This window comes from Paraburkholderia terricola, assembly GCF_003330825.1.
In the GTDB taxonomy this organism is placed as follows: Bacteria; Pseudomonadota; Gammaproteobacteria; order Burkholderiales; family Burkholderiaceae; genus Paraburkholderia; species Paraburkholderia terricola.
Genome location: NZ_CP024941.1, coordinates 1971706 through 1990547, shown reverse-complemented (window position 1 = coordinate 1990547; position 18842 = coordinate 1971706). Strand labels below are relative to the sequence as shown.

General features: G+C 63.9%; 18 protein-coding genes. 7 read left to right on the top strand and 11 right to left on the bottom strand.

The annotated features are described in order from the left end of the window. Window positions 1-241: 241 nt before the first annotated feature. From CUJ90_RS08945 to CUJ90_RS08935, 3 genes are all read right to left on the bottom strand, one after another. Window positions 242-928 (bottom strand): nitroreductase family protein, encoded by a 687-nt coding sequence (locus tag CUJ90_RS08945; protein ID WP_073431521.1) that lies wholly within the window; start codon window positions 926-928, stop codon window positions 242-244. A 112-nt stretch (window positions 929-1040) separates the two neighbouring features. Next, window positions 1041-2510, bottom strand: a complete 1470-nt coding sequence (locus CUJ90_RS08940; protein ID WP_114163492.1) for an MBL fold metallo-hydrolase RNA specificity domain-containing protein — start codon at window positions 2508-2510, stop codon at window positions 1041-1043. A gap of 47 nt (window positions 2511-2557) precedes the next feature. Next, window positions 2558-2800, bottom strand: a complete 243-nt coding sequence (locus tag CUJ90_RS08935) for a hypothetical protein (RefSeq protein ID WP_114162465.1) — start codon at window positions 2798-2800, stop codon at window positions 2558-2560. Between the two features lie 301 nt (window positions 2801-3101). Here CUJ90_RS08935 and CUJ90_RS33580 point away from each other — a divergent pair, with 301 nt between their 5' ends. From CUJ90_RS33580 to CUJ90_RS08915, 5 genes are all read left to right on the top strand, one after another. Beyond that, window positions 3102-3236 (top strand): hypothetical protein, encoded by a 135-nt coding sequence (locus CUJ90_RS33580; protein ID WP_277998132.1) that lies wholly within the window; start codon window positions 3102-3104, stop codon window positions 3234-3236. A gap of 13 nt (window positions 3237-3249) precedes the next feature. After that, window positions 3250-4047 carry a potassium channel family protein gene (locus tag CUJ90_RS08930; protein ID WP_114162464.1) on the top strand — a complete coding sequence of 266 codons (798 nt, stop codon included), beginning with the start codon at window positions 3250-3252 and terminating at the stop codon, window positions 4045-4047. Window positions 4048-4271: 224 nt separating this feature from the next. Beyond that, complete coding sequence (locus CUJ90_RS08925; protein WP_114162463.1) at window positions 4272-4832, top strand: hypothetical protein; 561 nt, start codon at window positions 4272-4274, stop codon at window positions 4830-4832. A gap of 212 nt (window positions 4833-5044) precedes the next feature. Continuing rightward, on the top strand, window positions 5045-5695 hold the full coding sequence (locus CUJ90_RS08920) for a BON domain-containing protein (protein WP_114162462.1): 651 nt from the start codon (window positions 5045-5047) through the stop codon (window positions 5693-5695). A gap of 94 nt (window positions 5696-5789) precedes the next feature. Further along, window positions 5790-6056 carry a UDP-glucose 4-epimerase gene (locus CUJ90_RS08915; RefSeq protein WP_114162461.1) on the top strand — a complete coding sequence of 89 codons (267 nt, stop codon included), beginning with the start codon at window positions 5790-5792 and terminating at the stop codon, window positions 6054-6056. A 134-nt stretch (window positions 6057-6190) separates the two neighbouring features. Here the strand turns inward: CUJ90_RS08915 and adhP are convergent, their stop codons facing one another. After that, entirely contained in the window at window positions 6191-7216 is a 1026-nt protein-coding gene (gene adhP, locus CUJ90_RS08910; RefSeq protein WP_114162460.1) for an alcohol dehydrogenase AdhP, read from the bottom strand. A 231-nt stretch (window positions 7217-7447) separates the two neighbouring features. Here adhP and CUJ90_RS08905 point away from each other — a divergent pair, with 231 nt between their 5' ends. Continuing rightward, window positions 7448-8137, top strand: a complete 690-nt coding sequence (locus CUJ90_RS08905) for a CBS domain-containing protein (protein WP_114162459.1) — start codon at window positions 7448-7450, stop codon at window positions 8135-8137. A gap of 213 nt (window positions 8138-8350) precedes the next feature. Here CUJ90_RS08905 and CUJ90_RS08900 read toward each other — a convergent pair whose 3' ends face one another. The 7 genes from CUJ90_RS08900 to arcD all read right to left on the bottom strand — a co-directional run bounded on the left by CUJ90_RS08900 (window position 8351) and on the right by arcD (window position 18096). Continuing rightward, on the bottom strand, window positions 8351-9508 hold the full coding sequence (locus CUJ90_RS08900) for a glycosyl hydrolase (RefSeq protein ID WP_114163491.1): 1158 nt from the start codon (window positions 9506-9508) through the stop codon (window positions 8351-8353). A gap of 79 nt (window positions 9509-9587) precedes the next feature. Further along, window positions 9588-10451: a hypothetical protein gene (locus CUJ90_RS08895; protein ID WP_073431472.1), complete on the bottom strand. Its 864-nt coding sequence runs from the start codon at window positions 10449-10451 to the stop codon at window positions 9588-9590. Then, window positions 10451-13138, bottom strand: coding sequence for a type VI secretion system Vgr family protein (locus tag CUJ90_RS08890; protein ID WP_114162458.1), 2688 nt, complete (start codon window positions 13136-13138; stop codon window positions 10451-10453). The genes CUJ90_RS08895 and CUJ90_RS08890 overlap by 1 nt, the downstream gene beginning before the upstream one ends. A gap of 278 nt (window positions 13139-13416) precedes the next feature. Next, window positions 13417-14325: a carbamate kinase gene (gene arcC, locus CUJ90_RS08885; RefSeq protein WP_114162457.1), complete on the bottom strand. Its 909-nt coding sequence runs from the start codon at window positions 14323-14325 to the stop codon at window positions 13417-13419. A gap of 10 nt (window positions 14326-14335) precedes the next feature. Further along, entirely contained in the window at window positions 14336-15334 is a 999-nt protein-coding gene (argF, locus tag CUJ90_RS08880) for an ornithine carbamoyltransferase (RefSeq protein ID WP_114162456.1), read from the bottom strand. A 37-nt stretch (window positions 15335-15371) separates the two neighbouring features. Then, window positions 15372-16589, bottom strand: coding sequence for an arginine deiminase (locus CUJ90_RS08875; protein WP_114162455.1), 1218 nt, complete (start codon window positions 16587-16589; stop codon window positions 15372-15374). A gap of 25 nt (window positions 16590-16614) precedes the next feature. Next, window positions 16615-18096, bottom strand: coding sequence for an arginine-ornithine antiporter (gene arcD / locus CUJ90_RS08870; RefSeq protein WP_114162454.1), 1482 nt, complete (start codon window positions 18094-18096; stop codon window positions 16615-16617). A gap of 254 nt (window positions 18097-18350) precedes the next feature. Between arcD and CUJ90_RS08865 the strand changes: the two genes are divergently transcribed. Further along, window positions 18351-18827: a universal stress protein gene (locus tag CUJ90_RS08865; RefSeq protein ID WP_114163490.1), complete on the top strand. Its 477-nt coding sequence runs from the start codon at window positions 18351-18353 to the stop codon at window positions 18825-18827. Window positions 18828-18842 lie beyond the last annotated feature (15 nt).

Genomic DNA, 18842 nt, shown 5'->3' with positions numbered 1-18842 from the left:
CGGCGTCATGCGGGGGCGGCGCCGCTGCCGGGTGAGGGGCGCGCTCGTGCGTCAGCGCGCGATTTGGACAAGGCGATTCACAACACCGGGCGACAACTCAAGCACCGAGTGGCAGCCGTGCGTCCCGCTTGCACCACGACACGATACCGCTCAGTAAACAGCCCCGGTCTCACGGCATGCCATGCAGACACCGACCGTAGCGCGGCCCAGTACGCGCCCGCGCGCTCGGCTCGCGCACTCCTCAGGAGATATCGTCCGCATCCCCAGGCTCGGACCGATCGAAGTGCCCGACGGTTTGTGCGAGAACCGGCACGCTGTCGCGCGACAGATGCATCTCGACGCCCAACGCGCTGCGGTTGAGCCAGCTTCGGGCGGCGACCGCCAGCCCCGCGGCGGCGCAGAAAAGATAGACGTTCTCCACGATCGCGCCCGCGCTCGCATACGCGAACGGCTCGCGCTGCGACGGCGCGATGTCGTGCATGCGCGCGAGGTCGGCTACGTAGACCAGTTCGACCGGCGCTTCGCCGACGAAGTCCTGATAGCCCGTCAAGCCGCGCAGATCGGCGGCTCTCACCAGATCGAGGCAATGCTGCAACGGGTCGTAGCGGTATAAGCCGCAGGCGAGCGCCGCATAAACGTCGATCTCGTGCAAGGCGAGCACGGACGGCGCCGTGCGTCCGCCGTTGCCGTCCGAACCGCCGCGGTTGACGCCGTTGGCGGCCCAGAGCAACTGGCCGAGGGTCGCTTCGTCGAGTTCCGTCGCGGCGAAGCGGCGCGTCGTGCGCCGTTTCGAGAAGGCTTCCATGATGGGCAGGCCGCCGCTCGACATCGGCGCGGGCAGGGCGATACGCGGCGCCGATGGGCCCGTCACCGGGCGGGGGCGAGCCGGGTCGCGCGTTGCCGTGCCGAGTCTGAAGAAGTGTTTCATCGCGGTCTCATCGAACACGGGTGGGGCAGCCGCCGGGCGTTCATGTCGTGGTCTCCTGCACGCTGTCATACGCCCACTGTGTCAGGCTGCGCCGTGCGCGGATTGATCTGGATCAGTTCGAATTCAATGGAGCGCCGCTCGCGGCATCGGGCGCCGGCATGCCGCGCACCGTCGCCGCATTCGCGACGGCGACGCAGGGATCGACGCCCGCGTATTCCGCGGATGCCGGCAAGTCGACGCTTTCCAGGTAGACCGGCACGTCGCAGCGCCAGTGATACGTCTCTTCGATGTGACGGCGCATCGCATCGGCGGCGGCCGGCTCGCCGTGGGTGACGAAGGTGCGCCGCGGCGGCTCCGGTATCGAATGCAGCCAGGACAGCATTTCGGCGTAGTCCGCGTGGGCCGACAACGACGACAGGCTCACCACCGAGGCGCGCACCGGCACGTCGTCGCCATGAATCCTGATCGCCGGCGCGCCGGCCGCCAGCGCCGCGCCGCGCGTGCCCGCCGCCTGGTAGCCGACCAGCGCGATCGTGTTGCGATGATCGGGCGCAAAGGCTTTCAGGTGATGCACGACCCGGCCGCCGGTCGCCATGCCGCTGCCCGCGATGATCACCATCGGGCCGTGCCGCGTCAGAATCGCCTTCGATTCGTCGACGCTGCGCACCCTCTGCGCGGCGTGGCTGATCGCGTTGGCCTCGGTCGAGCTCAGCCGGTGTTCGCCGACATGATGCAAATAAAGCTGCGTGACGCTCGTCGCCATCGGGCTGTCGAGAAAGACCGGCACGTTCGCCATCCGGCCGGTGGCTTTGAGTCGCGCGATGTGATGAAGCACCGATTGCGCGCGCCCCACCGCGAAACACGGAATCACGACGACGCCGCCGCGCCGGAAGGTATTCGCGAAGACTTCCGCCAGTTCGGTGGCGGGATCGGCTGTGTCGTGCAGACGGTCGCCGTAGGTGGATTCGACCACCAGGTAGTCGGCGTGCGCGAGCGGCATCGGCGCGCGCATGATCGGGTCGTCCGGCCGGCCGAGATCGCCCGAGAACGCGATGACCTTGCCTTCGACGCACAGCACCACGCTCGCCGCGCCGAGAATGTGCCCGGACGGCAGCAGGCGAAAACACGCGTGCTCGTTCAAGCGCTTGGGCACGTCGAAGTCGCGCGGCTCGAGCAGTTCCAGCGCGCGTTCGGCGTCGTCCAGCGTGTACAGCGGCAACGCCGGATGATGCTTCGACAAGCCGTGGCGGTTCGCGTAGGCCGCTTCTTCCTCCTGCAAGCGCGCGCTGTCGCGAAGCATGATCTGGCACAGGTCGCGGGTGCCGCGCGTGCAGTAAATCGGTCCGCGATAGCCCGCTCGCACGAGCACCGGCAGGTAGCCGCTGTGATCCAGATGCGCGTGGGTCAAGACCACCGCATCCAGCGTGTGGATATCGACGGGCAGGGGGCGCCAGTTGTGCAGACGCAGATTCTTCGTGCCCTGAAACAAACCGCAGTCGATCAGAATCCGCAGCCCCGCGCCTTCGAGGAGATATCTCGAACCGGTGACGGTTTCCGCCGCACCGAGAAAGGTCAGCTTCATGTCGCGCACCTCGCAGTCGGGAGTGGCCGCATTGGCCGGGAGTTCCTTCAGCGCGCCGAGGCTTGCAGGGAGGCGTTGCGGAGCGCTTGCGCGACGCGCCGGAACGCGTTGAGCGAGCCGGCGATGCCTGGGTACTTCTCCCGGCCGATCCGACCCTCCAGCGTGACCAGCATGCCCGCCTCGCGAGCGAGCGTGAGGATGCGACTGAAATCGTCGCCGGCGTCGAGCGCATCGCGCAACTGGCCGTCAGCCGGCGCCTTCCCGGCATCGAAAGAAGCGTGGGTCGTCATGATGGTCTCCTGAAGCGCTCGACAGGAATGGCGCGGCGGTTTTTACCGCTGCGCGGATGGGTCGATTGCGGTCTCCGATGAATTCAGTATTGGTCATCGAACAGGCCGGATAAATCAGGTCTCGCTGAGACTGCGGTAGGTGTTCCTGCGTGGAGGTCAGCGTTTCCCTACACGGTGGCCCCTCTCACGATAGATCATGATCCACGTCAAATGTCTGGACACGTCCTGCCCATACTTTTGAAAACAGACGAGTGGTTGCAACGGCATCCGTGACGTTGCACCTGAAAACGGGCGGACTGTGATGAAAAACCGATGGCGCGCGGCGCTTGCGCTACTGACGATCCGTGTTGCCGGTTACAGCACCGAAGCCCGCATCGCAGCGCATCGCGACACTGAAATCGCGCTTGAGAAGGCGCGCGATCTCGCGCGCGTATAGAGACGGTGTCGCCATGAACGAAAGCTTGCGCGTGGCGGGTCTCGCCGGGGTCGATCCTCACGACGACGCGCGCGCCGTGCACGCATGGCGCTGGATGCAGTGGGCGCTGTTCGCGCTCAGCCTGCTCGCGATTCCGGCGTTCTATTTCGAACTGGCTGCCGCAGCCGGGTTTCATCTCGCGGGACGTGCGCTCTATGCCTGCATGTCCGCGGGATTCGCGGCGGTTCTTGTCCGCATGGCCTGCCTGAGCCGCAAACCGCGGCGCTTTCTCACGCGCAATGGCTACGACCTGCTGATTGCGCTGGCCGCGGCGGGCGGTGTGGCGTGGGGCATGGCGCCGTGGTCGTCGGCCGAATGGGTGCTGCGCATCCTGTTCGTGGGGCTCGTGGCGGTGCGCATCGTGGTGTCGCTGCAAGGGTTCTTCTCGCCCGGCCGCCTGTGGCTGCTGCTCATCGCGGCGGCGATACTGCTCGCCTGCGCGGGAGCGGGGTTTTACTGGCTCGAACCCGGCGTGCATACCTACGGCGAGGGCATCTGGCTCGCGTTCGAAAGCAGCGCGACTGTCGGTTATGGCGACATGGCGCCGACCACGCCCGCCTCGCGCGTTTTCGCCGCCTTCGTGGTGCTGCTCGGCTACGGACTGTTGTCGCTGGTTTTCGCCAGCATTGCCGCGATTTTCGTCGAGCGGGAAGAGCGCATCCTGCGGCGCGAAATGCATCGCGACATCAAGGCGCTGCGCGGCGAGATTGCCGCGCTGAGAAAAGACGTGCAGGCGCGCGGCGGCGAAACACGCGTTGCCGATCCGCCTTAATGCGCCTCGCGTCTTGCGCCACGCGCCGGCCGACGTGTGGAGAGGAGGAGGTCTCACGGCACGCGCAGACGGCTCACGTCGAGGGCAAGCCCTTGCGCGATTGACGCAAGTCAACGGGCTTCAGACGCTCGTGCCTACATTGGACGCAGTGCTGCCGCGCAAGCACTCGCCGCAGCGTTGCGCTGCCCGCATGCGGACCGCTTCATTACGTCAGGAGATTCATCATGACAGACCCATCCGTCACCCCGTTCGATCTGTACCGCGCGAATCTTGCATTCGCGCTGCAAATGCTGAGCTTCGGCCACGAAGCGCGGCAACAGGCCGGCGAGTTCCACATGCAACGCGTCCGGCGCGACCTGGCGGCGGCGCAGGCGATTCGCAATGCGGCCTCGACGGCGCGTGACTGGAATGAATTCGCGGCGTCCTGCCAGAGCGTGGCGCGCGAGTACCTGACGACCACCGCCAGTCTCTGGCAGCAAGGCCTGGGTTCCGCGGTGCGGCTGCAAAGCGGCTATGGCGAGGGCCTGCGCGAAGCGTTGGCAACGTGGCAGTCGGCGTGGAGCGAGCAATGGCCGACGCATGTCCCCATGAATCCGGTCATGCAGCCGTGGCAGGAGTGGTTGCAGTACATGCAAGGCGCGGCGGCCGGCATGCCTTACCGGCGCGCGGACCGCGGCGGCGCCAGTCAGGCCGCGCCAGCCAATTCAGCGAATTCGGCGAATTCGATCCAGCCGCCGTCGTCGTCCGGCGGTCGCGAGCGGCAAGGCCATCGACATGGCGGCTAGGCGGCGCTGCTTGCATCACCGGCGGCATCGGGTGATTCGGCGCCGCGCTCAGCCGGCGTCTTCACGATGCGGGGTGCTTGACGCACGTCAATCGGCGTCTCGCCGCCGCGCCTAAAGTCAGTGATACGGCATGCCCGCCACGACATGAAAGAGCGCGAACGCGTGATTCGCCGCACGACGGCGCATGGCTGCACGCAAACGAGGAGCATGCAATGAAGTCGGACATGGAATTGAAACGGCAGGTCGAAGACGAACTGGCCTGGGATCCGGCGGTCAACGTCGCGGACATCGGTGTCGAAGTGCATGACAGGGTCGTGACGCTGTCGGGCCACCCGGTCAGCTATGCGGAGAAGCTCGCGGCGGAGAAGGCCGCGCAGCGCGTGGCCGGCGTGAAGGCGGTCGTCGTGGAGATGGCGATTCGGCTGCCGCACAAGGACGTTCGCACCGACGAGGAAATCGCCAGCGCGGTCCGCACCATTCTGCACTGGACCGTCGGGTTGAGCGAAGAGGCCGTGAAGGTGCAGGTCGAGAAGGGCTGGGTGACGCTGGGCGGCGAAGTCGATTGGGCGTATCAAAGCCACGTCGCCACGCGCACGATTTCGCACATGCGCGGCGTGACAGGGGTTTCGAATCTCATTCGGATTGGGGGCGACGCGGCCGCGCACGATATCGGCGAGCAGATCGGCCGTGCGCTGCAACGCCACGCCGAACGCGAGGCGAAGCACATCGGCGTGAAGGTGCATGAGGGAACGGTCACGCTGGAGGGCACGGTCGGCTCCCTGGCGGAGCGCTCGGCCGCGCGCGGCGCGGCATGGTCGGCGCCAGGCGTGCATGCGGTCATCGACAATCTGACGGTGAGGTAGGCACCGCCCACTCGCCGCGACATGGCCGACGCCGCTCATGCAGCCGCCGCCGTGCGCGACGCATTGCCGGCGGCGCATCAGTGAGGAACGACTCATGACGATTTCGGGTAACGCGGGCGAGGGCGACTGGTCGGTCGCCGCCACCACGCATTGCGCGGCGGGCGGCTTCGATTGCTCGATCGAACTCAGCCATCGCACGCCAGCGGGAGTGTTCAGGCACGAGTTCAAGCACAGCAGTATTTTTCCCACGGAGCGCGAAGCCGTACTGGCAGGATTGCGCGAAGGCATGCAATGGCTGGGACTCAAGATGTCGAACACGTTGTCGGCCGTGCCACGCGAGTGTTCTGCCGGGGCGGCGTGATTTCCGGCTCTCGTTCGTGATTCACCGCTTCGCCATGAGTCCATGACTTCGTGCCGGGCGCGAGCCGGTCAAGCGCTCGCGCCCGCGTTGTGCCCCGTGTTGTGCCCCGCGTCGTTCCCCTGCGAATCCACCGATCAATCGAGCTTCAGCACAATCCGGCCATCGACCCGACCGCTCTTCAGTTCCGCGAAAACATGATTGATGTTGTCCAGCCGGTCCAGATGAATCCGCGCGCGCACGCGGCCTTCGGCGGCGAATTCGAGTGACTCCTGCAAGTCCTTGCGGGTGCCGACAATGGAACCCCGCACGGTGATGCCGTTGAGCACGGTCGAGAAGATCGGCAGCGGGAAGTCGCCCGGCGGCAGGCCGTTCAGCGCGACGGTGCCGCCGCGGCGCACCATGCCCAGTGCCTGAGCGAAAGCGCCGCGCGATACGGCGGTGACGAGCACGCCGTGCGTTCCGCCGATTTCCTTCTGGATCGCCGCGGCGGCGTCGCATTCGGCGGCGTTGAACGTGAGCGCCGCGCCGAGTTCACGGGCGAGAGCGAGCTTGTCGTCGGCGATGTCGACCGCGACCACGCGCAGGCCCATCGCGATCGCGTATTGAACCGCGACGTGGCCCAGGCCGCCGATGCCCGAAATCGCGATCCATTGACCCGGCCGCGTGTCCGTCATGCGGATGCCTTTGTACACCGTCACGCCGGCGCAGAGGATCGGAGCGATATCCTCGAAGGCGACATTCGACGGCAAGTGGCCGACGTAGTTCGGATCGGCGAGCACGTACTCGGCGTAGGCGCCGTTGACCGAATAGCCCGTGTTCTGCTGCTCGTGGCAAAGCGTTTCCCAACCGCCGAGACAATGTTCGCAATGACCGCAGGCGGTATACAGCCACGGCACGCCGACGCGGTCGCCTTCCTTGACATGCGTGACGCCCTCGCCGACGGCGGCGACATAGCCGACGCCCTCGTGGCCGGGAATGAAGGGCAGTGTGGGCCTGACCGGCCAGTCGCCGTCGGCCGCGTGCAGATCTGTGTGACAGACGCCCGACGCCTTGATGTTGACGAGGATCTGTCCGTGCGCGGGCTTCGGAACGGGGACCTCCTCGATACGCAGCGGAGCGCCGAATTCGTGAACGACAGCAGCTTTCATAACTTGGGCCATGACCTTTCTCCAGACGAAGATTGCGTGGCAACCAGTATCGTCTTCACGGATGCGGCGTAATTGACCTGAGTCATCTGTCGGTGGATGCGCGCGCCAGCGTTCGGGATGATCCACGTCAAACGGGACGACGCCGCATCGGCCTAATCTCAAGGCACAAGAGGGCTTAACCGGCGTTCGATACCGACGGCCGGTCCCGCGAATTCAAGTACCCAACCGTTGAGGAGGCTTACCATGCGCGCATCCGATGTCATGACCACCAATGTCATATCCGTTTCACCCGACATGACCGTGCGGGAGGTCGCCAGAATTTTCGTCGATAACCGCATCAGCGGCGCACCGGTCCTGGGCTCCGGCGGCGATGTCGTCGGCATGATCAGCGAAGGCGACCTGCTTCGCCGCAGCGAAATCGGCACCGATGAGCGCACGCGGACCTCGTGGCTCGATCTCTGGTCCGCGGACCATGAAGCACGCGATTACGTCAAGACTCACGGCGCCAAGGTGCGCGACGTGATGACCGCCGAGGTGCTGAGCGTTCGGCCCGACACGCCGCTCGGCGAAGTGGCCGGCATTCTGGAAACGCGGCGCATCAAACGCGTGCCCGTGATGATGGCGGGGCAACTCGTGGGCATCGTGAGCCGCGCCAATCTCGTGCAGGCGCTGGCGAGCGTGCCGGATGAGCCGGCATCGGATGTCGCGCTGCCGGACGGCGAGATCCGCGCGATGTTGATGGGCGAACTCGCGGGCCGCAAGTGGGCGTTCGCGGGCCGCAATATCGTCGTCAGCGACGGCGTCGTGCATCTGTGGGGCGTGTTTCAATCGACGGAAGCGGTCGATGCGGTTCGTGTGGCGGCGCAGAACATACCCGGTGTTAAAGGCGTTGAGGATCACACGGAGCCGTATCAGATGATGCCGGGGATTTGAGTGTGGGTGCTGCTGCGGGGATGAGGATGGGTAGTGATGGGTAGTGGGAAGAGTGCGAAACGAGCCCCGCGAGGTTTCGCGGGGCGGTCGTTGTCTCTGTGAGACGGTGGGAGCGGTTGTGAGCTAGCGAAAGCTGCGCTCGGGCGCCTGTCGCGGGGGAAGGGTTAGGGTTTTACGGCGGTTTTACGGCGCGTTGCGCATTGGGTTGAATCGCTACAGTTTCCGCTTCTTCAGCGTGTAGGCGAACAGTGCGTATTGGGTGTTGGTATCCGGGTCGAAATAGCCGCCCTGGGCCGCGCCATCATTGAGTTCGTTCCACGATTTGCCGGAATCCTTGCTGATGAAAGTGAGATCGGCCGGCGCACCGTCGCCCGTCGCATCAGTGGCATAGACCAGCAGCACGCCTTGTCTTCCCGCGCTGAGGCCATCGAGCATCAGGCGGTCGTCGAACGTATGCAACTGCTGCACATTGGGCCGCTGGACGTTCGCCCATACCGAGAGTGCGCCCGTGCGATACTCCTTGTCGCTCGGGTCGTCCCAGTTGCGCGGCGTGCCCAAGCGGGATAACGCGTACAGCGAATAGCCGCCGGTCGTCTCCGGTGATGATTGCAGGTCGACTACCGTCTGGTTCGGCAGCACCACGTCCTGCTCGAAGTCCTGCTGGTCCCACGTCATTCGGTAGATAAGACTCGATGTTTTGACATCGCCCAATTGTTCGACGTAGTAGGCAACACGCAGCACGCCATCGGGGCCGAGATTGACCGCGTCGAAGGTTTTGCGCGGCTTGCCGGCATTGGCAAGCGGCGGCACTTTTATTTCTCGCCATGACTGACCGCCGTCGGCCGTGCGCCATACGTGGGGTCCCCAGCCGATTGCATAACCACGCTGCGGGTCGAGAAACAGCAACTGGCCGATGTTGTGGTCTTCTTGCCAGTTCAGTTGGGTCCAGTTCTGGCCGCCGTCGCTGGAGCGCCAGAGTTTGGTGATCTGCGGGGCCTGCTCGTCAGCAGCGTGCGGTACCTTGTAATCCATCCACCCGGTGCTGACGTATACCGTGCGCCAGTCTTTTGAGTACCACCAGACGGCATTCTGACCGCGTTGCTGGAACGTGCGCGTCAAGCCACCACTGAACGTTCCTTTCAGGAAAGCTACTGTGCGTCGATTTAGCCGTTCGGAAGAATCATCCATCCACGCTTCGGTAAACTCCGCGACCTCGGGATTTTTGAGTTCACTTGCCGGCTTGAACTTCAGTTCCGGTCCTGCAGTCTTGAGGCTGATGATGTCGTCGCCGCGAATACGAAATGCGCCCCCGCCATAGGGTTTGTCACCTTTTGCAAAAGATGTCGTGACCGTTTCCCAGCCTGTTGTCATGCTCTGATATCCGTAGGTTAAAGCGGCCAGCAAAGCAAGACCGCCTAATAGCATCGTCCAGCGTTTCGATTTTTGCATGTCATTTTGCCAGCAGGCGACCAAGTGCCTTGCCGACTGGATCGTCGATGTCAGAATGGTTAATCATATGCGGCAGAACCACTTTGCCGCTGTCAACGGCCTGCTCCCACGTTCGTATGTCGCCCCATTCCTGGATGTTCGGTTGCGCCGAGATCTTTACCAAATCCAGAATCGGAAGATCTGCGAGACCTCCATCCAGATATGCTAAGGGATGCGTCTTGAATGCGAAGGATTTGAAGGTATTGTCGTCAAGCTCAAGCATGTACCGTTGCACCGGAAAGTCGATGCTGCCGTTCCCTGGTTTCAGACTGTCCATTTGAATACCATCATGCTCCATGTTTTGGCGTAAGCCATCTTCCATGTTCGTCTGCAGAAGCTTTCTGGCACTTCGCAACCACGCTTGTCCCTCCGGACTCAATCTCGGATACAACTTCGCCCCATAGTTCGAGCAATAGTAATACCCATAGCTGACGTAATACGAGGGCGGCTTATGCCCACACCCGACATGGCGCATCATGAAATTGCCATGACGCGACCAGTCGGAATCCGTGCTTTCAGGCGCAATCAGTTGCTCTCGACGATGCAGCAAACGGCGCGCGACTTCCTTGTCCTTCCACGGATCCCACGAGGTCGCGAAAGCCTTCACCGTTTCCCATGCGCTCGAGACGCTGACTTTTTCCACCGTCTCAAGATATTCACCATGCAGTGGCTGGTAGTAGTACGGACACTGCCCGATAATCGACGGTGCCGCTGGTGGCACGATCCTGTTGCAACTGCTCAGCGCGACCTTCGGGCGGACTTGATATCCGCTGGGCGTCAGCATTGCCGCCCCCGTTCCCAGGACGGAGTCCTGCTTGTCTGCCATCAATGGTTCTCCAGAAATTTAATGACCACATCCTTCGGCACGTGACTTTGGGTGAGCCCTGTTTCACCCAGTTCGTTCGTGACACCCTGCGAAATGAGCGTGCCGTCGGAGAACATTTGGAATTTCATATTGGCCGCGGGGATATCCGTGCCGGCCCAATGCGCAATAAACGCCTGATCGTAGCTACCTTCCGAACCGGGCATGGCGGGGAGGGCAGTGGACATGTGTGTCGGTCCGGAGAATGCATGCTGAGCGCCCTTGATATCAATCTTGCCAGGCGCATGAATCTCGATGTTGCCGCCCTTGATGCGGATGTACGCACCGCCCGACGTCAGAAGAATTTCCTGTTTCGCGGCCGCCTCGATCTTCTCTGTTGCCGACAGCAGCTTCATCGTCTTCTGCGCCGTCAGTTCGATGTTGTCCGAGTGCGCCTGAACTTCGACCTTGCCCCTGGCCGCGAACAGCTTCATCCCCGCGTTCTGCACGAACAGGCTGAGTTTTCCGGCCACGCTCGCGATCAGCGATTTGCCGGTCGCGAGGTGCGTGCCCTGACCGCTTACGAAGTTGATGTGTTCGTCCGCCGATACATGGGCCGATTTCTGCGTGGACAACGCGATGCCCGACGGGCTGGCGAACAGCATGACGGGCTCCCTGAACGCATTGGCATTGCCCGCTCCACCGCCCGCCGTCCTGCCACCCGACGACGAACCCGAAACATTGTTCCGCGTAGCATCGGTGAACGACTTCAGTGCCGCGTGTCCGTCCCCGAGGCTTTCAGCCTGATGCGTGGTGCTCGCCCCGGACAGCGCCTCCAGCACGCTTTCCGCATTCACCAGTTGCGAGTTCGCCTCGCGCACGTCGAGTTGCTGGCCCGCTGCCGGTTTCGCATGCGTGGAGACGTACAGACCCTGACCGGCGCGCACCGCGCCGTAGGCGTCGGACTTCAGGTCAAAACCGCTGCCCAGATACGCGCCGCGTGTGTTGCCGGTCTGCGCGATCAGATAACCCAGATGCAGATGCGCATTCGTGCTGCTGCTATAGAGATGGACGCGGTTCTGGCCGGTCGCATCGTCCATCACCATCTGGTTGTAGCCGCTGCCCTGATATTCCTTCGACCTGTAGCCCGACAGCAGACCGTTCGAATGCCAGGGCGGTTGCGTCGCGCCGTTATACACCCGGCCCGTGACGAGCGGCCTGTCGCAGTCGCCATCTGTCCAGTTGATCAGCACTTCCTCGCCGATCCTCGGCACATGCACGCCGCCATAGCCGCCGCCCGTATCCGACATCGCGACCCGCAGCCAGCATGACGCCTTCTCGTCGCCGTCGTTGAGCCGGTCCCAGTGGAAGCGCACCTTGATGCGGTTGAGCGCGTCGGTGTAGACCTCCTCGTTCGCGGGGCCGACGACGATTGCCGACTGCAGATGCATGTCCGGTTTGTGATGCTCGAACGGGCTGCGGTAGGGCACGGCCTTGCGTTGCGCCTCGATCTCAACGAGGAAGAAGCCGTCGCTGCCATCGGCGTGGGCGACCGTCAGTGCGTTCGACGATGTGGCGTGATTCGCCCGGACCATCGCCAGTTCGCCTTTCAGGCTATGCGGGAAATCGGCGGCCTGACTGGCAACCGGCAGGTTGTTCTCAATGAACCATGACGTTGCGATCAGGGCGAACTGCCGGTTCTGTTCACTGTCGGTGGCGTGCCCGGGGTGATCATCCAGTTCGAACCAGCGGCCCGCATCCGCCTGCCTCATGCCGCCTGAACCGAAGAAGCGCTTCGCCCGCGACTCCCATTCCTCCATGCGGATCTTCGACAGGTGATCGCCCCGGTCCTGGCTGCCGTAGGTGTAGGCGCCGGTGTATTCGTAGACTTCGGCCTGCTGCGGCAGGTCGCCCTGTGTGGCAAGCGTCGGCACGGTCGTGCCCTTCGGACTGGCCGACGAACCCGGTGCCTTGTAGTCGAAGGTGCGCGTCGTGAGCGTGGTGCTCTGAAGCGTTCTTGTGCCCGACCACTGAACCAGTGCATCGGTTTCGCTGTTCGTACCCGCTCGATAGAACCGGACCGTCTTGGGTGAAAGCGGCCGGAACGCGTCGAGGTTGTCCGTGACGACGAGCGTATGTGACTGGCCGTCGCCAGCCTGCTCGAAGCAGCCGAACAGCCCTTCGCTTTCCATCAGGCGATGCACGAAATTCCAGTCGTCCTCGTATTGCATGCAGAACGAACGTGGGGGCAGGGGCCGGCTCAGCGCAAAGCGGAATGCGCCCTGGGCCTGTGGATGCAGGTTGAAGACATCGGTGAGGATTTCGTCGGCGGGTTTGTCCTGCCAGATCCGCGCGTCCTCGCGAAAGCGCAGGAAGTGCATCCATGAGGCAAAGCCGAGCTGATAGCTCGTGAGTCCGTTATCCGAGCCGAGGCGTCGCGCGGTATGCACATAGCCGTGATGAGGCAGGTAGGATTTGTCGGTCTGCTGGATCCACAGCGTGACGGGCTGCGCGATCAGCGTCTTCAGTTCAATGGCGCCGGAAGTGGAAACGGCATCGACGGTGAATTCGTAATGGCGGCCAATCCGTGAATGGCCGATAACCCGCTGCGGCAGAAGAACATTACCGCCCAGCAAACTATCCAGTTTCAGCAGCCGGTCGCCTTGAGCGAGTCCGCTCTTTATTGCCCCGATTATGTCCTGCGCTCCCATACCGCCTCGTCTTGTTGGATCGAGCGACCGCGCTCCGCGCGATTTTAGGGAACTTCAGACGAAACGGCCAGCTATTCAATGTCAATGAATGTCGAGCGGCATGAATTGCCGAGCCTGAATATGCCGACGGCATATTTTGTAAATCCAGCCAAAGGCCCTCGAATATACCGATTACGAAGCCGGTATAAAACAGCGATAGCCGGATTACCTAATCCCTTCCATGAGACAAGGGCGTGGTCAACCGCGAAGAACCGATCGACCACACCGCACCCTCCCACTCACCGCGTAACCTGCGTACCCGCCGTTCCCGCCGCCATTTCCTCGATCTGCTCGAGCGAGCCGATCACCGCGCGCTTGCCGGTACGCGCGACGAAATCGCACGCCGCTTCCACCTTGGGGCCCATCGACCCGGAGGGAAACGCGATCGACCGCAATGCCGCCACCGATATCTCCCCCAGCGCCCGCTCGCTCGGCGTATGCCAGTCGGCATAGACGGCATCCACGTCGGTCGCGATCAGCAGCAGGTCGGCGCTCAGATTCGCGGCGAGTAACGCGCTGCACAGATCCTTGTCGATCACGGCCTCGACGCCGGTACGCGTTCGCCCGTCCGCCGCGAGCGTGACCGGGATGCCGCCGCCACCGGCCGCGATCACGATCGTGTCGTGCTCCAGCAGCCACTCAACCGGCTTCAGCGCGTCGATACGCCGAGGCTTCGGCGACGCCACGACACGCCTGAAGCCGCTTCCATCAGGCGCGATACGCCAGCCATTGCGCGCCGCAAGCAGTTCGGCCTGCACCTGCGTATAAACCGGGCCGATCGGTTTGGTGGGATGCGTGAAGGCCGGATCGTCGGCATCGACCTCGACGCGCGTGAGCAGGGTGGCCACCTGCCGCGCGGCCGGCAGCGCGTTCGCCAGTTCCTGTTCGAGCAGATAGCCGATCATGCCTTCGGATTCGGCGTCGAGTACATCGAGCGGCGCTGCGTCCTCCGCGTTGCCGTTGGCGGCCTGCAACGCCAGCAGTCCGACCTGCGGACCGTTGCCATGCGCGACCACCAGTTGATGCTCACCGGCGAGCCGCGCGATCTGCGTCGCGGCGCGGCGGATATTGGCGATCTGGTGCGCCATCGTCATCGGTTCACCGCGGCGCAGCAGCGCGTTGCCGCCCAGTGCTATCAGAATGCGCATCTCAAGTCCCTTACGCGAGCGTCGCCACGAGCACGGCCTTGATGGTGTGCATGCGGTTTTCAGCCTGGGAGAACACGATCGACGCATTCGATTCGAACACTTCGTCGCTCACTTCGAGTTCGGACAGGCCGAAATGCTCGTGGATCATGCGGCCGGTTTCCGTATCGAGATTGTGATAGGCGGGCAGGCAGTGCATGAAGCGCGTGCGCGCCTTGCCGGTGGCTTTCATCAGCGCGGCGTTGACCTGATAGGGCAGCAGCAGATCGATGCGCGGGCCCCACGCCTGAACCGGTTCGCCCATCGACACCCACACATCCGTGTAGATGAAATCGGCGTTGCTCACGGCCTCATGCGGGTCCTCGACGATCGTCACGCTCGCGCCGGTGCGCTCGGCGAGATGCCGCATCTGTTCCACCAGTTCGTCATTCGGCCACAACTCGCGCGGCGCGGCGATACGCACGTCCATGCCCATCTGCACGCCGCCGATCAGCAGCGAATTGCCCATGTTGAAGCGGGCGTCGCCGAGGTAGCAGAACGACAGTTCGTGGAGCGGCTTTTCGCCGAATTCCTGCATGGTCAGCAGATCGGCGAGCACTTGCGTCGGGTGGAATTCGTCGGTGAGGCCGTTCCATACCGGAACGTGCGAATAGGTCGCGAGATCCTCCACCATGCTCTGATGAAAGCCGCGGTATTCGATGCCGTCGTAGAGGCGTCCGAGCACCCGCGCGGTGTCCTTGAGCGACTCCTTGCGGCCGAGTTGCGAACTGCTGGAATCGATGTAAGTGACGTGGCCGCCCTGGTCGTGCACGGCGACCTCGAAGGCGCAACGCGTGCGCGTCGAGGTCTTTTCGAAGATCAGGGCCACGTTCTTGCCGGTGAGGCGCGGCACTTCGTTGCCTGCATATTTCGCGCGCTTGAGTTCGGCGGCGAGGTCGAGCAGAAAGCGGATGTCACGCGGCGTGAAATCCTGCATGTTCAGCAAACTGCGGTTGCGTAGATTGAATGCCATGAGCGAATTCTCCAGAAGTGCGACGCGCGCGCGGGCGTCAGAGGGGGGCGCGTTCGATGGGGCAGGTCATGCAATGGCCGCCGCCGCGGCCGCGTCCCAGTTCGCCGCTCGGAATCGTGATGACCTCCACGCCGGCCTTGCGCAAAAGCGTGTTGGTGTAGACGTTGCGGTTGTAGGCGGCGACCACGCCCGGCGCGAGCGCGATCACGTTATTGCCGTCGTCCCATTGCTCGCGCTCCGACTCCCACGTATCGCCGCCGGTGGCGACGGTGCGCAGCGTCGCGATGCCCAGCGCCCTGGCGACCACGTCGAGGAACGGCGCTTTCTCGGGCCGCACGTCGAGCTGACCCGGCATGCTGCCGGGGCGCAAGGTCGTGCAACGGATCGCATCGACCACCTCGGGAAAGATCGTCACGAGGTCGTGGTCGCAGAAGGTGAAGACGGTATCGAGATGCATCGCGCCACGTGAGCGCGGCAGTTGCGCGGCGATGACCTGCTTGACCGATTCGCGGGCGAACAGCGACCGCGCGAGTTGCGCGACGCCTTGCGGCGAGGTCCGCTCGCCCATGCCGATCAACACGACGTCGCGCGATAGCGGCATCACATCGCCGCCTTCGAGCGTGGCGCCGCCGTGGTCCGTGTCCGGGTCGCCCCACCAGATGCGCGTGCCGCCGCTGAAGATCGGATGAAACCGGTAGATGGCGGCGGCAAGCAGCGTTTCCTGTTGCCGGGCCGGCCAGTACATCGATCCGAGCACGATGCCGTCGTTGATCCAGCAACTGCTGTCGCGCGTGAAAAGCGTGTTCGGCAACGCCGGAAGAATGAAGCCCGAGGGCGGGGTGCATTGCGCGAGCAGGCCGGCGGGCTCGAACGGCAACTCGGCTCGAACGATTCCGCCGATCAGGCGTTCGGCCAGCTCGTCAGCGCTCATTTCATCGAGCCACGGCCGCAGTTGCTCGGCCAGTTCATCGTCCACCGTGCCGGGCGCGAGCTTGCGCTCGAGCACCCATTCGCGCGCCTCGCGGCCGCGCAGAATATCGGTCAGCAGATCGTGCATCTCGAGCACGTCGACGCCATGCTCCTGCATCGTGCTGACGAACGCGTAATGATCGTTCTTCGCCTGCGATACCCACAGCACGTCGTCGAACAGCAACTCGCGGCAATTGGCCGGTGTCAGGCGCGCCTGGGCGAGGCCGGGGCGGCAGACCATGACCTTGCGCAACGGGCCGATTTCTGAATAAACGCCGAATGTCATTGTGATTCTCCTGGAGATTGACGGATCAAAGGCCGAGCGCGCCGGTGGACAGCAGCCATGCCGCCACGGCGGCGAGAACGAGCAGGGCCGCGAGGATCACCACTTCGAAAGGCTTGAAAAGACGCGCGCCGCGTTCGCGTTTCGCCCAGCCGTACAGCAGCACGCCGGGTGCGTAGAGGAGGGCGGAGAGCAGCAGATACTTGGGACCGGCGGCGTACAGCAGCCAGCCGCAATAAACGGTCGCGGCCGCGCCGATCAGCAGGTCGCGGAGGCGCGTGTTGTCCGTCGGCGCATAACCTTCGCCGCGCATCGCGATGCGGGTCGCGTAGACGGCGGAGAACAGATACGGGACCAGGATCATCGAGGTCGCCAGCGAGATGAGCGCCTGATAAGTCGCGCTGGATACGAGCGTGATGAGGAGAAACAACTGCACCAGTCCGTTGGTGACCCACAGCGCGTTGGCCGGCACGCCGTGACTATTCTCCCGGGCCAGAAACTTCGGCATGACGCCGCCGTCCGCCGGTGTGAAGAGCGTTTCGGCCGCCAACAGCGTCCAGGCCAGCAATGCGCCGCCGACCGACACCAGCAGACCGAGACTGATCAGCACCGCGCCCCAGGCGCCGACCGCGCGGTCGAGCACGCCGGCCATCGACGGGTTCTTCATCGCGGCGAGTTCGCCTTGCGGGACGATGCCGAGCGACAACAAGGAGACCGCCATCAGCAGCACCAGGACGACGGCGAAGCCGAGCAGGGTCGCGCGCCCGATATCCTCGCGCCGCTGCGCGCGGGCCGAGAACACACTGGCGCCTTCGATGCCGATGAACACCCACACGGTGATGAGCATCGTGCTCTTGACTTGCGTGAACACGCTGCCGAGCTTCACGTTGCCCCAGAAGTCCTGTGCGATCACATGGCCTTTGGATGCGGCTGCCGCGAGCACGATGAACAACAGCAGCGGGATGATCTTGGCGACCGTGGTGATCGCGTTGAGCACCGCCGCGCCGCGCACGCCGCGCAGGATCACCGCGTGCATGATCCACAGCGTGATGGATGCGCCGAGCACCGCGGCACGTGTATTGCCGTCGCCGAACACGGGAAAGAAGTAGCCGAGCGTGCCGAACACGATGACGAGATAGCCGACATTGCCGATCCACGCGCTGACCCAGTAGCCCCACGCCGAATTGAAGCCGACGAGGTCGCCGGCACTGGCCCGCGCATAGGCGTAGATGCCGTTGTCGAGTTCGGGCTTGCGCGTCGTCAAGGTCTGATAGACGAATGCGAGCATCAACATGCCCGCGCCGGCGATCAGCCAGCCGATCAGCACGGCGGCGGCGCCGGCGCCCGAGGCCATGTTCTGCGGTAGCGAGAACACGCCGCTGCCGATCATCGAACCGATCACCAGAGCGGTGAGCAAGCCGAGGCGCAATGGTTTGGCGCCCACGCTCGCGGGGCTGTCGGCCGGCTTCGCGGAAGCGGAGGCCGGGAGTGAATCTGCCAGGTTTTTCATGACGGACCTCGCCGTTTTTTTTGGTAAGTGGATTAGGTCACTTCATGGCGATGGGTCCATTGATCTGGATCATTCACCCGACGACCGCGGACCGGTCGGGCTGCGAGAACGCGGAGTCGGACGATCTGTCACGCGCTTGCTTGATGCAGGTCAGTTGACGTAGCGCGTTCGCGCCGATGATCCAGTTAGCTGTAGCGATGTGCAGATATCCGGCCGTCGAGCGGGATTCCTGCAACGTCTACGAGGAGCGGGTCATGTATCAGAAGATCGTCGTCGCGCTGGATGGCAGCGAGTCGTCCAGATGGGCGCTGTACGAAGCGCTCGACATGGCGCAGCTTACGCAGGCGCGGCTTCAGGCGGTGTACATCGTGCATCCCTGGGGCGTGTCCAGGTATGCGGGCTATGTCGATTCGGATCAGCTTCGTGGCGTGCTACGTGAAGACGGCCGCATTGCTCTCGACGAAGCGCGCCGGGCCATGACCGAACGTGGCGTGCCCGGCGACACGGAGATCGAGGAAACAGAAAACGCAGCGGACGATGTCGCTCACTGCCTCGGCCGTTGCGTGCAACGCCAGGGTGCTGGTCTGGTGGTGATGGGTACGCAAGGCCGGCACGGCATAGGGCGGTTGTTGCTCGGCAGCGTCGCGGAAGCGTTCTTGCGGCGCGCGGACGTTCCGGTGCTTGTGGCGAGATCTCCGAGGGATCTGGATGGAATACCTTCGGGGCTTTGAGTTGGGGTTGGGAGT